The organism is Spirosoma spitsbergense DSM 19989 (genome assembly GCF_000374085.1).
In the GTDB taxonomy this organism is placed as follows: domain Bacteria; phylum Bacteroidota; class Bacteroidia; order Cytophagales; family Spirosomataceae; genus Spirosoma; species Spirosoma spitsbergense.
Genome location: NZ_KB893552.1, coordinates 21468 through 36662, shown reverse-complemented (window position 1 = coordinate 36662; position 15195 = coordinate 21468). Strand labels below are relative to the sequence as shown.

The 15195-nt window shown below is 53.4% G+C and carries 12 protein-coding genes; 7 read left to right on the top strand and 5 right to left on the bottom strand.

Going from position 1 to position 15195, the window contains the following annotated elements; all coding sequences use genetic code 11:
- Positions 1-58 precede the first annotated feature (58 nt).
- The 7 genes from B157_RS0118055 (at position 59) to B157_RS0118025 (ending at position 7855) form a co-directional block, all read left to right on the top strand.
- Positions 59-634, top strand: a complete 576-nt coding sequence (locus B157_RS0118055) for an RNA polymerase sigma factor (protein ID WP_020604715.1) — start codon at positions 59-61, stop codon at positions 632-634.
- The gene (locus B157_RS0118050) at positions 631-963 is read left to right on the top strand and encodes a hypothetical protein (protein ID WP_020604714.1); all 333 of its coding nucleotides are present in this window, start codon (positions 631-633) and stop codon (positions 961-963) included. The genes B157_RS0118055 and B157_RS0118050 overlap by 4 nt, the downstream gene beginning before the upstream one ends.
- Complete coding sequence (locus B157_RS0118045; protein ID WP_020604713.1) at positions 956-1492, top strand: Spy/CpxP family protein refolding chaperone; 537 nt, start codon at positions 956-958, stop codon at positions 1490-1492. The genes B157_RS0118050 and B157_RS0118045 overlap by 8 nt, the downstream gene beginning before the upstream one ends.
- A 245-nt stretch (positions 1493-1737) precedes the next feature.
- Positions 1738-2448: a DUF6515 family protein gene (locus B157_RS0118040; RefSeq protein ID WP_020604712.1), complete on the top strand. Its 711-nt coding sequence runs from the start codon at positions 1738-1740 to the stop codon at positions 2446-2448.
- Positions 2449-2530: 82 nt separating this feature from the next.
- Entirely contained in the window at positions 2531-2920 is a 390-nt protein-coding gene (locus B157_RS0118035; protein WP_020604711.1) for a hypothetical protein, read from the top strand.
- Positions 2921-3000: 80 nt separating this feature from the next.
- The gene (locus tag B157_RS0118030) at positions 3001-5826 is read left to right on the top strand and encodes a TonB-dependent receptor (RefSeq protein ID WP_020604710.1); all 2826 of its coding nucleotides are present in this window, start codon (positions 3001-3003) and stop codon (positions 5824-5826) included.
- 199 nt (positions 5827-6025) lie between these two features.
- A complete protein-coding gene (locus B157_RS0118025; RefSeq protein ID WP_020604709.1) occupies positions 6026-7855 on the top strand; it encodes a glycoside hydrolase family 15 protein in 1830 nt (609 codons plus the stop codon).
- An 87-nt stretch (positions 7856-7942) separates the two neighbouring features.
- Here the strand turns inward: B157_RS0118025 and B157_RS40110 are convergent, their stop codons facing one another.
- The 5 genes from B157_RS40110 to B157_RS0118005 all read right to left on the bottom strand — a co-directional run bounded on the left by B157_RS40110 (position 7943) and on the right by B157_RS0118005 (position 14516).
- Positions 7943-8191, bottom strand: coding sequence for a Uma2 family endonuclease (locus tag B157_RS40110; RefSeq protein WP_041952177.1), 249 nt, complete (start codon positions 8189-8191; stop codon positions 7943-7945).
- On the bottom strand, positions 8151-8699 hold the full coding sequence (locus B157_RS35625) for a Uma2 family endonuclease (RefSeq protein ID WP_041952181.1): 549 nt from the start codon (positions 8697-8699) through the stop codon (positions 8151-8153). The genes B157_RS40110 and B157_RS35625 overlap by 41 nt, the downstream gene beginning before the upstream one ends.
- Before the next feature lie 168 nt (positions 8700-8867).
- A complete protein-coding gene (locus B157_RS0118015) occupies positions 8868-11990 on the bottom strand; it encodes an efflux RND transporter permease subunit (RefSeq protein ID WP_020604708.1) in 3123 nt (1040 codons plus the stop codon).
- 89 nt (positions 11991-12079) lie between these two features.
- On the bottom strand, positions 12080-13135 hold the full coding sequence (locus B157_RS0118010) for an efflux RND transporter periplasmic adaptor subunit (RefSeq protein WP_020604707.1): 1056 nt from the start codon (positions 13133-13135) through the stop codon (positions 12080-12082).
- Positions 13136-13169: 34 nt separating this feature from the next.
- Positions 13170-14516: a TolC family protein gene (locus B157_RS0118005; RefSeq protein ID WP_020604706.1), complete on the bottom strand. Its 1347-nt coding sequence runs from the start codon at positions 14514-14516 to the stop codon at positions 13170-13172.
- Between the last annotated feature and the right edge of the window lie 679 nt (positions 14517-15195).

Genomic DNA, 15195 nt, shown 5'->3' with positions numbered 1-15195 from the left:
CTTTCGACCGCAAGTTTTGAATCCGTTTGGGGCCTACTACATAAAGAATACAACCAGGGTGAACGAAACCGTTGATGAAACCACCAGACTCGACCAGCTACGGCAGGGGCACGAACCCGCTTTTCGGTGGCTCGTGGATACCTACCAGAAGCGGGTATTCCGAACGGCACTGGCCATCGTTTCCTCGCCCGAAGAGGCCGAAGATGTGGCGCAGGAGGTGTTTGTCGAGGTGTTTCGGACGGTTGGTAATTTTCGTGGGGAGGCCAGTCTGGCCACCTGGCTTTACCGGCTGACTACGTCGAGAGCGTTGAAAAAAGAGCGGGACCGCAAGCGCAAGAAACGGTTTGCCTTTATGACCACACTCTTTGGCGATGACGGTGAAGCGAGCCATGACCCGCCCGATTTCCAGACGCCCGAAACCACGCTGGAAGCCAGCGAACAGACGCGCCAGATCAGTCAGGCCGTGCAGGGGCTGGCCGAATCGCAGAAGATAGCCTTTACCCTGCACTATCAGGAAGAACTGTCGTACCAGGAAATAGCAGCCGTCATGGAAACATCGGTGTCAGCAGTGGAATCGCTGCTGTTTCGTGCCCGGCAAACATTACGTAAAAAATTAATCCCTCTCAGGTCATGAATCAATCAACGAATGAACCTAATGAGCCGGACCGGTGGGAAACCGACTTCCGGCAGTGGGGGCAGCGACCCCAACCCGAACCGCGTCCGTTTTTTTACACCCGACTACAGGCGCGGCTGAACGAGTCGGTGGAGTCGGCTACATGGCTACCCTGGTGGCTGCGCCGACCCGCCTACGCCTATTCGGCGTTGTGTATGCTGGTGCTTCTCAACGTGAGTGTGGCCACTACCATAGCCAACACCCCTGCCGCTGATGATGAGCCGACGACGGTGGCCAGTGCCTTCCAGAGCGATTATTCTGTAGATTCTACCATCACGCCTTATGAATGACCCACGACGTACCCGTTTACTAACGGGCATTATCATTGTGTTGGTAGCCCTGAATATTGGCTTACTGGGCTGGATATGGTTACGGTCTAACCGATCGGCACACCGGGCCTCCCGAACCAGCAGCCGTACCCTTCTGGCCGACACGCTTGGCCTGGATGCCCGGCAGAAACAGCAACTGGCCGACTTGCAGACGGTGTATTTTAAGCAGGTACGCCCCCGGCAGCGGCAACTTCGGCAGGAGCGGAAGACCTATTTCCGGCTAACTGATTCGTCGTTTACCGAAGCGCAGCGACGGGAGAAAGCCCTGGCTTTTCACTGGCAGTCGGCCGAAGTGGAACTCATGACGCTGGCTCACTTCGATAAAGTAGCGGCCATCTGCAACCCGGAACAACGGCTGCTGCTCAACCATCTGCTGAGTGAGTTGCCGGGTCGCGCCACGGCGGGCGGTGCCTTCCGAATGCCGGGGCAGGGTGGCCGGGGGAACCGGGCGCGGGGAGAACGCAATCCGCCAGCCGACGCGCCGAACTAATGCAGCGATTGCACGCACGAAAAGGGGGGAGGGTCATTTTTGACTCTCCCCCCTTTTTTGTTGCAGAGTGCTATTGGCTAAAGAACAACGGTACGCAAGCGAAAAGAGGAAGCCCAAATAACTCCAGGATAGTAAAGAATCCTCCGTGAAAAATATTTTCCAAACCGACCGCAAGTTATCATCCGGCATGGGGCCTAAGTATGTGAAAAGCCTTTAGAGAATTAATACTCAACCAGCATACAATCATGAACACAACCACAAAATACCTCGCTTTAACCCTCGCCCTGACGGTTAGCCCTTTGCTGAGTGACAACCAAAAGGTGCAGGCCCAGCATCAAAACCGCGACAATCGTAACAATGCTGTAGGTCGGCAAACCGCACTAGTTCGGCAGTCCGGCCGTCGGGATGTAGTCGTCCGGCAACCGGTTCGTAAGGAAATCGTCGTCCGCCAGCCCGTGCGTAATACGGTGGTTGTCCGGCAGCCCGTCCGCACCACCGTCGTTACCCGACCCGCAGCCCGGTCGCGGTACAGTGCGTTGCCCGCCTACCGTAGCCGCGTTGCGGTCGTTCCGGCCGGAGCCAGGGTTTATCCGCTGGGGGGCGTGTCGTACCGGTACCATAACGGCCTGTATTACCGGCCCGTTGGTTCTTCCTTCGAAATCGTTAGTGCGCCCATCGGCTTCCGGCTGAATGTATTGCCCCTGGGGTATTCCCAGATTATGGTCGGCCCGAACCCATATTATTATTACTACGGGGCATTCTATCAGCCTTTACCCTACAATGCCGGTTATCAGGTCATTGCGCCCCCCGTGGGTGCCCGTATTCCTGAGTTGCCCAACGGCTACGACCAGGTGTACATCGATGGAATACCGTACTACTTATTCGATGGTATCTACTACCGGGCCGTTACGGATAATCAGGGCTATACTTCCTACGAGGTAGTCGGGAATCGCTAAATCAAACAACGTCTGAATTATTACCCAATACATTACCCTTGAACAGTAAACAACAAATCAAACCAGTAAACACAAAACAACCATGAAAAAGACACTCATTGCCATCGCTGTTGCCTCGCTTTTCTACGTTTCTGACTCCATGGCGCAAACTGCCACGACGACTGGAAAACCGGTCAGAATGCAACAGGATAGCACGCATCGGCGGGGAGACCGTAGTGGTCATAACTTCCGCGAGATGGAGAAGTTGACTGCCAAAGACCTGCCCGCTTCCACCACGTCGTTCATCAAAAGCAAGTACCCAAATGCCGAGATGAAGCGGATTGCCAAAAGCAAAGAAGACAAGTTTTACGTCGTGCTGACCGAAACGGACAAGCCCCGGCACATGCTGATTGCTGACAGTAAAGGCAACATCCTGAAAGACCGCGAAATGCCTGCCCGTAAAGGCGGCCGCGGTGGTAAGAAGCAGAGTTAAAAACAGTAAGCAGGGGTTGGCCGGTTTAGTAACTCCCGGCCAACTCCTGATACCAATTCACCAAACCATCCCTCGACCTTATGAAAACCCGGAAAATACACCTGCTATACGTGTTGCTGTTATTGACAGCTACGTTTGGCTACGGCCAGTCGCTGAGCGGCACCGTAGTTGATACCAAAGGAGAAACGCTGATTGGCGTCACCGTCCGGCTCGCGAGTCTGCCCGACAGTAGTACCCAGCGGGGTGTGGTGACAGACGTTGACGGTCGATTTCTGTTCGAAAACGTATCTGTAGGTGCTTACCGCCTTCAGGTTTCCTACGTGGGTTTTGCCACGAAATCGCAGACGGTACGGGTCGATACGGGCGAGGTGAGACCACTGCGCATTGTACTGGGCGAATCAGCCCGGCAGCTTAACGAGGTGGTGGTGAAGGGAAAGATTGTGAGTGCCGAACAAAAAGGAGATACACTTCAGCTGAACGCCGACGCCTATAAAGTAAACCGCGACGCCCAGGCCGAAGACCTGCTCAAAAAGATGCCGGGCATCGACATGAGTGGGGGCGACATAAAAGTGCAGGGCGAAACCGTCCGCGAAGTGCTGGTGGATGGAAAACCGTTTTTCGGCGACGACCCGACCATTGCTCTCAAAAACCTACCCGCCGAAGTAATCGCCAAGATCGAGATTTTTGACCGTCAGAGCGACCAGTCGCAGTTTACGGGCGTGAACGACGGGAATACCACCAAAACTATCAACATCGTAACCCGGCCCGATAAACGGAACGGGCAGTTTGGCCGGGTATACGGCGGAGTCGGTACCAACGGGACATATTCTGCCGGGGCCAGCGTAAATATCTTCAACGGCGACCAGCGCATTTCCATCATCGGGCAGAGCAATGACATCAACCAGCAGAATTTTTCGAGCCAGGATTTACTCGGCGTGCAGAGCAGCGGGGGCGGTGGTGGTCGGGGAGGAGGGGGGCGACGTGGTGGTGGTGGCCGGGGTGGTTCCGGCGGAGGGGCCGGTGCTGCTACCGATAACTTTCTGATCGGCCAGCAAAATGGTATCAACACGACTAATGCGCTGGGGGTCAATTATTCCGATAAATGGGGCGAGAAACTCACCGTGCGCGGCTCGTACTTTATGAACCAGACTCAGAACCGGAGCGAGCAGTCGTTACTGCGGAATTACTACCAGACAATCAACGATTTAACCCAAACCTACGGCGAACAGTCGACGAGTAACAGCAACAATATCAACCACCGGCTCAACTTCCGGCTCGATTACGCGTTCGACAAGAATAACTCGCTGCTGATTACGCCCCGCCTGAGTTTCCAGACCAATAATTCCAGTTCCTACACCAACAGCAATACGCAACTTGGCGACGCGTTGCTGAACCAGTCGACCAATACGTATACGGCCCGCAATCAGGGCTACACATTCAATAATACACTCTTGTTTCGGCACCGGTTCGAGACGCGGGGGCGCACCATTTCGCTCAATATCGGTACGGCGCTCAATGACAAAACGGGTATGAGTACACTGTCGTCGCTTAACGAATTTTTCCAGGCCGACACCACCCGTCAGGTCATCGACCAGCGGACCAATACCACCTCGAATGGGTATCAGTTTTCGGCAGGGCTGAATTATACCGAGCCGCTGGGCAAGGGCATCATGCAGTTTTCGTACAATGCCGGGCTTAATCACAGCAACTCCGACCGATTCACCTACCGGCTCAACCCGCTGTCGGACCAGTATGACCAACTGGATTCGCTGCTCAGCAACCGTTTCGACAATGACTACCTGACGCAACGGGCGGGTCTCGGCTATAACCTGTCCAATAAAATAGTCCGGCTTTCGGCACAACTGAACCTGCAACGGGCCGATTTGCAGAGCGACCAGCTTTTTCCCCGCGTGGGGCAGGTAAGCCGGGCGTTTACCAACCTGCTGCCAACCGTCTTTGCCGACTACCGCTTTACGGATGATCTGCGGCTGCGGTTCACTTACCGCACCAGCACCGACGCACCCAGTATTACCCAGTTGCAGAATGTGCTGAACAACACCAACCCGTTGCAGCAAACCATCGGTAACCCCGATCTGAAACAAAGCTACAGCCACGCTATAACAGCCCGGTTGACCAAAACGTCTATCCAGAAGGCGAACAGCCTGGTGGCGTTGCTGAGCCTCAACTACACGCAGGACCCCATCGGCTCGTCGCTGTACATTGCCGAACAGGCGGGCGTGGTGCCGGGCGTTACTTCCTCGGCGGGGACAACGATTTATCTGCAGCAGGGTACGCAGTTGACCCGGCCCATTAACACCGGCCCGTCGCTGAACTCGCGGGCGTTCGTGTCGTTCGGTAGTCCGCTAACCTTCATGAAGAGCAACCTGAATCTGAATACGTCGGTAACGTACAACCAGACGCCCAGCCTGATAAATGGTCTGGTGAACAACTCAAATGCGTACGGGGTGAGTCAGGGCGTGGTGCTGAGCAGCAACATCAGTGAGAAAATCGACTTCACCCTGTCGTATAATTATGGCTACAACAAGGTCATGAATACGTTGCAACCTCAGCTCAATACGTCCTACAATACCCAGATAACCGGGGCCAACATGGTCTGGAATGTCTGGAAAGGACTGGTGGTGCGTTCGGATGTGAATTACCAGCGGTACGCGGGACTATCGAGCGGATTCAATCAGCAGTTTACGCTCTGGAACGCCAGCCTTGCCCAGCGATTCCTGAAAAACCAGAACGGCGAGTTGAAAGTATCGGTGTTCGATTTGCTCAATCAGAATACCAGTGTGAGCCGGTCTTTTTCAGAGACGTATCTGGAGGATAACCGCTCGCTGGTGCTGAAGCAGTATTTTATGCTGACGTTCACCTATAATCTGCGTCAGTTTAAATCGTAGAGAAGTTGAGTATCGAATACATTATTGATCCGTGAGTAAGTTCGTTTAGATCTTTGACAGAGTTCAAAACTTTATCAAAGATCTAAACGAACGTTACAATACACGAAAGTCCGGCACTCATTTCTAACAGCCACTGCTCTTTGGACGTTATTACTACGTATCTCTTCTGATCATTCGTACGCATAACGCTCATTACCCTATGACTAATACTGATTACCAGCCCATTGGCAATTATGGCCTCATTGGGAATTTACACACGGTTGCGCTGGTGTCCATACAGGGATCGATTGACTTTATGTGCTTTACCCGCTTCGATTCGCCCACCATTTTTGCCTCCATCCTGGATGCGGATAAGGGCGGGTTTTTCGACATAAAACCCCAACTGGACGATGTCGATTATAAGCAGATGTACCTGCCCGATACGGCGGTGTTGCTTACCCGTTCGCTGTCCGAGGAGGGCGTGGCTGAAATAACCGACTTTATGCCGGTAAAAACTACGGAAGAAAACTGTGCCTTAGTACGCAGCGTGGTAGTAACACGGGGTAAAATACCGTTTCGGATGAGTTGTCAGCCCCGGTTCGATTACGCCCGCGCCGAACACAGCGTCGATGGTACAAAACATGAAGTAACCTTCACAAGTAAGTCCGAACCCGTCCTGTCGTTTCGACTCATCTGCGACGTTCCATTGGTTATTGACGGTAAAGATGTGTACGCGGAGTTCACACTGGCCGAGAAAGAAACGGCGCATTTTGTGATTGAATCGGCTACAGGCGATAAGCAACAGTCGGTGAAAAAAGCCCTGCACCACTACACGGTCGATGATTTTGAGAAGACGCTCAACTTCTGGAAAAACTGGATTGGTAAATCGAAGTATAATGGGCGGTGGCACGAAATGGTCAGTCGGTCGGCCATAACCCTCAAGTTACTGACCTCCTGCGAATTTGGCTCGATGGTGGCCGCGCCTACGTTTGGGTTGCCTTCCGTTATTGGTGGGAGCCGGAACTGGGATTATCGCTACACCTGGGTTCGGGATTCGGCATTTGCCATGTACGCCTTTATTCGACTGGGTTTCATGGAAGAAGCAGCCGCCTTCATGAACTGGATTGGTAAGGAAATGGCCACCATCGAACAGCACCAGGGCACACTGCAACTGATGTACACCATCGATGGCGAGGAGGAAATGCCGGAGAAGGTATTGACGAATCTGGCCGGTTACCGGCAGTCGAGCCCGGTGCGTGTTGGCAACGCAGCCTACGACCAGTTTCAACTGGATATCTTCGGCGAGTTGATGGATTCCATTTACCTCTACGATAAATTTCACGGGGCTATTACCTGGTCGTTCTGGCAGCACGTAGAGCGGCAGATTGAGTTTGTCTGCAACAACTGGCAACGACCCGACCATGGTATCTGGGAAGTGCGGGGTAAGCAGTGCGAGTTTCTGCAATCGCGGCTGATGTGCTGGGTGGCTCTGGACCGGGCCATCAAAGTGGTAGAGCACCGGTCGTTTCCATCACCCCTGGAGCGGTGGCGGTCGGTACGGGACCAGATTTACCGGACTATTTATGAGGAATTCTGGAGTGAAGAAAAGCAATCTTTTGTCCAATATAAGGGCTCCGACATTCTGGATGCGTCGGCCCTGTTGATGCCCCTGGTGCGGTTTATTAACCCTAAAGAGCCGCGCTGGCTCAGTACGCTGGAAGCCATTGAGCGCGAACTCGTCTCCGATTCGCTGGTGTACCGCTACCGGCTCGATTCAGGAGCTAGTGATGGGCTGGATGGCGAGGAAGGGACGTTCTCGATGTGCAGTTTCTGGTACATCGAGTGCCTGTCGCGGTCGGGACAGGTGGAAAAAGCCCGGTTGCTGTTCGACAAGATGCTGGGCTACGCCAATCACCTGGGCCTGTTTGCCGAGCAGTTGGGCCGTCGGGGGCAGCAGCTGGGTAATTTCCCGCAGGCGTTCACGCACCTGGGCCTGATTAGTGCCGCCTATGACCTGAACCGGCGGCTGGACAGTTTCCCGGAGTTTTGATGGGGCACTAAAACGGAGCCTACCTGCAAAAAGGTACCTCAACCAGGGGGATTGGGTTAAGAATCGATAGCTGATAATCTATTTTCATTACATCAACAGGTTGCGTAATGCCATCATATTAGCATTCGCATCGAATACCGCCCGTACGGGAATCGAAAAACCAGAAACAGCCTGGCTGGTAACCGTATCTTTAATGCCAAATGCACCCGTTAGTGCGTATTCCTCCGTATCCGCGTCAATTTCGTACTGCTCGATGGTGCGCCGGAGCGGGTCAATAATCCAGTATTCCGCTACTTTATGAGCCGCATAATGCGTATTCCTCCGTATCCGCGTCAATTTCGTACTGCTCGATGGTGCGCCGGAGCGGGTCAATAATCCAGTATTCCGCTACTTTATGAGCCGCATAATCGGCAAATTTGGTTTCCCGGTCATACTTCTCGGTGCTTTTGGAAAGTACTTCGGCAATGAAATCCGGAGCCGGGTAATACAATTGGTCGTCGGTAATTTGGCTGGCTTTTTCCGTACCGAAAAAACACACGTCCGGTTCATAACTGTTGCGAGTCAATTCAACTAACGCTTTTTCAGCAAGAACAAGACCCAACTTACGGTCATTAACGTACATATTCAGCAGAGAAGCCAACAGTAGCATTGTTGAATTATGACGATGCAGCGCGGGCGAATGCACGACTACTTCGCCGTTAATGAACTCCGCCTTTTTGTCTTCATCTCGCCATTTGTAAAACTTCTGTCGATTTCGCGCTTCCCTGTCCAGAATAGCCTGCGCCCGTTGCAGAATGAGCGGGGCCTGGGGCGTATCCAAAATCCGGAGCAGAAGGTCAGACATTTCTTTTTCGACGGTTTACCAAAGATAACGATTTTATCAGTCCTTGACGGTAATGCTTTTGCAAGGGATATTTATCGAAAAATGGAATTTCCCGTAAGATACACGATTAGCGACTTACGGGAAATTCCATTTTTTGTGGGCTTACCAGTTCAGAAAAACAAACCGTTATTATACCATTTCGGCTTCCAGTTCTTTCTGAGTTGTGTTTTTCTTGCCCGAGAAGCGTTCCTTGATTCGGTCCACGACCAGGTACATGGAGGGCACCAGCAACAGGGTCAGTAACAGCGACGACAGCAGACCGCCGATGATAACCCAGGCCATGCCGTTCTTGATTTCGGCACTGGACCCGGAGGCCAGAGCGATGGGCAACATACCGAATACCATCGCCAAAGTAGTCATCAGGATGGGGCGCAGTCGTTCTTTGCCCGCTTCGATGAGCGCGTCGACCACATCATGCCCCTGTTCTTTGAGGTGATTGGTGAAATCGACCAGCAGAATGGCGTTTTTGGCAACCAGACCCAGCAGCATAATCAAACCGACGATGGAGAAAATATTGAGTGTTTCCATCGTCAGGGCGAGGGCCAGCAGGGCACCAATCAGGGCGACCGGAATTGAGAACAGCACCACGAACGGATACACTATACTCTCGTATAATCCCACCATTACGAAGTACACCAGCAGGATGGCGATAGCCAGAGCCAGGCCCAGACTGCCAAAGGCGTCGGCCTGCTGCTGCATCTGTCCGCCGTAGTAGATCGAGATGCCTTCGGGCAGCGGTAGTTTGCTCACCTTCTCCTGAATCTCGGTACCAACCGTACCCACCGGCCGGCCAAATACCTGCGAGTTGATAGTAATGGACGACAGCCGGTCGATACGCTCCAGCACGCTTTCGCCAATCTGCTCCCGTACGCTGGCAAACTGCGATAACTCGACGGTGTTGCCGTCTTTGTTCACAAAACTCAGGTGCCGAACGTCCGACGGCTGGCTGCGGTCGTACTGGTCCAGTTGTACCAGAATGTCGTATTCGTTGCCCGATTGCTTGTATTTCGACTGGGTATTGCCGCGGAACGCGTTTTGGAGGGCCTGACCAACTTCCGTGGCACTGATGCCGAGCTGGGTCATTTTCTCGCGGTCCAGTTTCACCGTTACTTCCGGCTTTGGGTCTTTCACCGAAAACTTCACGTCCTGCGTACCCGATACCGAGGCCGTAATCTCTTTCACCTGTTCGGCTACTTTGCGGATAGTGGGCAGATCGGTGCCTTTCACCGAAATGGCGATGGGCGATGAACTATTGCCGCTGATGCTGGCCGGACTCACAGTGACTTTCGTACCCGGAATCTGGCTGATTTCCTGTTTGAGCAACTTGCCCATATCATCGGTCGAGAGGGTACGTTCCTTTTTGTCGACCAGCTTTACGTTCAGTGTGGCCATATTGCTGCTGGAGGAGGTAGATAGTCCGTTGCTGCCTCCCGTTCCGACGCTGGTAAATACGTTGGTGACTTCGGGATGCTTCATGATTATTTGCTCGGCCCGCTGCGAGGTGGCGTTTGTCTGATAAATGGAGGCTGTGGGAGCCAGTTCGATGCTGACACTCATCTCGCCCTGGTCGCTGGCCGGGATGAAAGCCGCCCCGATAAAGCCGGCAGGAATCAGGTAGATGGAACCAATCAGCAGGCCCAGCACGGTCAGAAAAATGTAGCGTTTGTGGCCCAGACTCCACGTCAGTAGCTGACCATAGCCCGCCGTTAATGTCTCGATCAACCGCTCGAAGCCGAGGTTCATTTTGCCCCACAGTGTGCCGGGGTTCAGCACCTGCATCTTGCCGAAACGCGATACCAGCAGGGGTGTCAGTGTGAACGAAACCAGCAGACTCATCAGCGTCGAGAAGACGACCACCAGCGAAAACTCGCGCAGGATGTTGCCGATCAGGCCACCGCTGAAGGCCAGCGGTACGAATACGACCACGTCGACCAAAGTAATGGCCAGCGCCGTGAAGCCGATCTCGTTCCGTCCATCCAGGGCGGCCTGCCGTTTGTTCTTGCCCATTTCCAGGTGTCGGTTGATGTTTTCCAGCACCACAATCGAGTCATCTACCAGAATACCGACTACCAGCGAAAGGGCCATGAGGGTCATAAGGTTGAGCGAGAAGCCCATGATGTACATCAGCGCAAACGTTGGAATCATGGATGATGGCAGGGCCACCAGTACGAACAGCGACGAGCGGAAACTGTGCAGAAACAACAGCATCACCACCGAAACAATCAGGATGGCCAGACCCAGATCGTCTACAACGGCATCGGCGGAGGCCAGCGTGTAAATCGACTGATCCGAGGCAATGTTGAATTTTACGTTCTGAGCGGCATATTGCTTTTCGATACCCGCAATTCGGGCTTTTACAAGTTCACTTACCGATACGGCGTTAGCATCGGACTGTTTCTGAATCTGAATACCGATGGATGGCTGCGCGTTGATGTGGTTGATAGCCGTTGGTTTGGCACTGGTATCCACCACGTCGGCCACGTCTTTGAGCAGTACCTGACCACCGTCGGCCCGGCGGTTCACGATTAGTTCGCGCAGTCGGTTGATCGTTTCCAGCGAGGCATCGAAACGAATCGAATACTGCGCGTCGCGGGTTTCAAGCTGACCGGCGGGGTAGCTGGCGTTGGCCGCGTTGATGGCCTGCGCCACCTGACCGATGGACAGCCCGTAGGCTTTCAGTTTTTCCTGACTGACGTTGACCTGAATTTCGCGCTCGTTGCCGCCAATGATGTTAACCTGGCCCACGCCCGGCACGTTGGAGAGCTGGGGTTTCAGGTTTTTGTCGATGAGATCATACAACGCCGTGGGCGTCATCTTCGCCGTAACGCCCATTTGCAGAATCGGCGTCTGGTCAGTCGAGAATTTGTTGATGATTGGGCGGTCGGCCCCGTCGGGGAGTAGATTGCTGATTTGCTCCACCCGGCGCTGGGCATCCTGCTGCGCTTCGGTGGTGTTGATACCACTTTTCAACTGGATAACGATGCTGGACGCGCCTTCCTGCGAGGTAGAGGTCATGCGGTCCAGGCCTTCCAGCGCCGACAGGGCATCCTCGATTCGTTTGGTCACGTTGGTTTCGACCTCATCGGCCGAGGCTCCCCGGTAGGTTGTGGCTACGCTGATAACGTTGGCCTCGAACTTGGGCAGCAGGTTGTACGAGAGTTGGGTGTACGCCAGCCCCCCGAACAGAATCAGAACGACAAATATTGTCGTGATCAGCAGCGGCCGTTTTATGGCAATTTCTGTGATAGACATAGTTTTAATGAGTGATTGTGTGAATGATTCAATGAGTGAATGGTACTGACGCGAACAGATATTCGCTCATTCACGCATTCGCTCACTTACTAATTGGTGATCTGTATGGTTTTGCCATCGGTCAGGTTCAACTGGCCGGTGGTGACTACTTTATCGCCTGCCGACAGGCCACTGCGCACCTCAATCTGATTACCAAATTCACGACCTATCTCAATTTTACGCTGCTTCGCCACATTACCTTCCAGCACATACACGTACGGATTCTGAACGCTTTCGACCAGAGCTGCGCGGGGAATCTGCAACGCTTTCTGGTTCGACTTACGGGTGAAATCGACGCTGACGAACGTACCCGCTTTCAGCACACCCGCCTGGTCGATGGTGATTTCGACGGGGTAGCTGTGTTCGGTACTGCCCTGGGGCGAAATGTAGGAAATCTGCCCCCGGAAGGTTTTGCCGGGAAAAATCTCGGTCGATACGTTGACCAACTGGCCTTTGCTGAGTTTATACACGTCGCTTTCGTTGACGGGCACGTTTACTTTCAGGTGAGAAACGTCCAGCACTGTTCCCAGCACCGTACCGGGGCTGATGTATTCACCCGGCTCGATGTCGCGCTTCACAATCTGCCCGCTGATGGGGGCCTTTACGTTGGCATCGGCAATTTGCTTTTTGATTTGCTCGGCCTGATTCAGGGCGTTTTCGTAGTTGTACTTCGTTTCGTTGACCTGCAACTCGGTGGTGGCGTTACCGGCCAGCAGCGTGTTGTACCGGGTTACGTCTTTCCTGAGTTTGTCGATGTTGAGTTGAGTAGCCTGTAGCGAAATCTGCTTCAGTTCGTTATCCAGGCTCACCAGGGTAGCCCCGCTCTTGACGAACGAGCCGAGGTTGAAATTAACCTGCTGCACTTTACCGGCGGTGGTGGCGGTGATGTTGGCTTCGCGGAAGGGAATCAGGTTGCCCGTTTTAACGAGCTGCTGGTCCACAACGCCCTCGGCAACGGTGGCGACCGTTACGGGAATGGCGGTGTTTACAGCGGCAACGGGAGCATTCTGCGCGTCTATTTTTTCTTTATTGGTCGCCAGTCGGAAGGCGATCAGACCGACAGATCCGATCAGAATGGCGACGATTAACAGGGTTGACTTTTTCATTGATGTATGATTGAATTCGTGGTTGTCAGTTGATTTATAATCCGGTATAAAAGTCCAGTAAGGTACCCTGCGCCTGTTGCCGGTCTAGTTGCGCGGTGTAGAAACTGATGAGTGAGTTGACGTAGTTGAACTGCGCCTGCCGGTACGAGGTATCGGCGTTGAGCAGGTCGGTCAGGGTTTTCACGCCCTGTTTGTATTGCAGCGTGGTGATGTCGTATACGTTTTGAGCAAGCTCTACCGTACGCCGGTCATTCTGAGCGTTTGTCTGCGCCCGTTGCACCTGCGACACGGCATTGCTGAACTGGAGCCGATACGATGCGGTATTCAGTTTTTGCTGCTCTTCCTGGGTTAGTACGGTCAGCCGTTGCTGCTGCACCTGCGCGTCGCGCTGGAACCCGTCGAAGATGGGGATATTGAGTTTTAGCCCAACTGCGCCAAATCCTTTGAAGCTGACAAACGCGTCGCCCAGGGTGCGGGCGTTTGTCAGGGCTCCGTAATTAGCGGTAAAGCTAAGCGTGGGCAAATACCCCGCCCGGATGCGCTGGAGCTGGATTTTCTGCAAGTCAAGATTGGAAGCTGCCTGCTGAAAACTCACCAGACTTTTGGCCTCGAAAGGGGTGTTGTCCACAACGGGCAACTGGTCGCTGACGACCGAATCGGCCAGGGTTAGTTCGGCATCCTGCGACATACCCATCTGGTACTTAAGCCGGTTGAGCGCAATGTTCAGGTCGTTTTCGGCCAGCGATAACTGCGACCGGGTGTTGTTATACGTCACCTCTGTATTGGTATAGTCGATAGTCTGAATCACCCCATTGTCGCGCTGCAACTTCAGTACGTCCAGTACCTGCTGGGTACGCTTCATGTTGTCTTTCAGGAGGCCAATCTGCTGCTGCGCCACGTACACCTGATAGTAGTTGCTGGCAATGTTATACACGATATCCTCACGGGTCTGGCGGGTGTTGAGTTCAGCCAGTTGCTGATTGGGTTTGTTGGCTTTGATGCCCAGCAGCAGCGACTGGTCGAAGATTGTCTGCGATGCCTGCGCCACCACATTGTTCTGGAACTTCGAGCCGATGACCAGTATCTGCGGCTCAGGACCGAAAATGCCCGCCGGAATGACCGACTGCTGGAGTTTGATGTTGTTGGTGAACGTGCCCGTGGCCGAAGCCTGCGGCAGGTATTTGCTCAGGGCTTCGCGGCCCTGCTGGTTGGCGGTTTCGACCTTGTACTGGGCAATGCGAACGGTGCCGAAGTTCTTCAGCCCGTATTCGATGCACTCTTTCAGCGACTTACCAGCCGTGTCCTGCGCCTGACTGCCCAGCGGCAGGAGCAGGGCGGACAGTGCCAGTAGAAAGGTGGGAAATAAGTTGTTCGTCTTCATTTTGGTTGCATTTGACTGCCGCAAAGATGCGGTAGACTGCAACCGGAGGAAAAAGAAAGGCGACGAGTGCAACCATCAACCGGATGAGCGTTGGTTTTTTCGGGAAGAATGAAAGTCGGTTTTTAGAGATACTGGCCCTGAGATGAACGGTGCCTCCATGAAGTTCGCTGGGATACGCCGAAGCTCCCCTCGTTTCGTGATGCGGTAGAGTTCATTAGCTGCTGAGAAGAAATAGGTCGGATAGTCCAGAATACCCCATTTTCTTAGTAGAGTTATCTTCTCCATACCGTTAAATCACTTCGACTGCTTTAATATGGCTTAATTTAGGCGAAAGGTATTTATTTGCTGAATAGCATTTGGTCCAGATTTGTTGTGCGCGATTCTTCGGAACTAAAACTGGTTGATTCTGAATAGTTTAGGAATGACTAGTTCCACAAAATCGCGTACAATAGTATGTTGGGTGAATAGACTAAAATGGGCGTGCAAGGCAGCGTTCCGGCGACAGGTTACAGGCCGCAGAGGTCAGGTTTAAGACTTTCATTTTTCGGGTTGGACGCGACAGATTGAACGCCCCAGAGGTTAGGTTTTGCTTGTTCGGCGGGTTGTGGTTGGCAAGCGAACTGTCTTGATATGTCGGCGCTTAGCATTTTATTTTGGGGACTGTGAACAATAGGTCCAT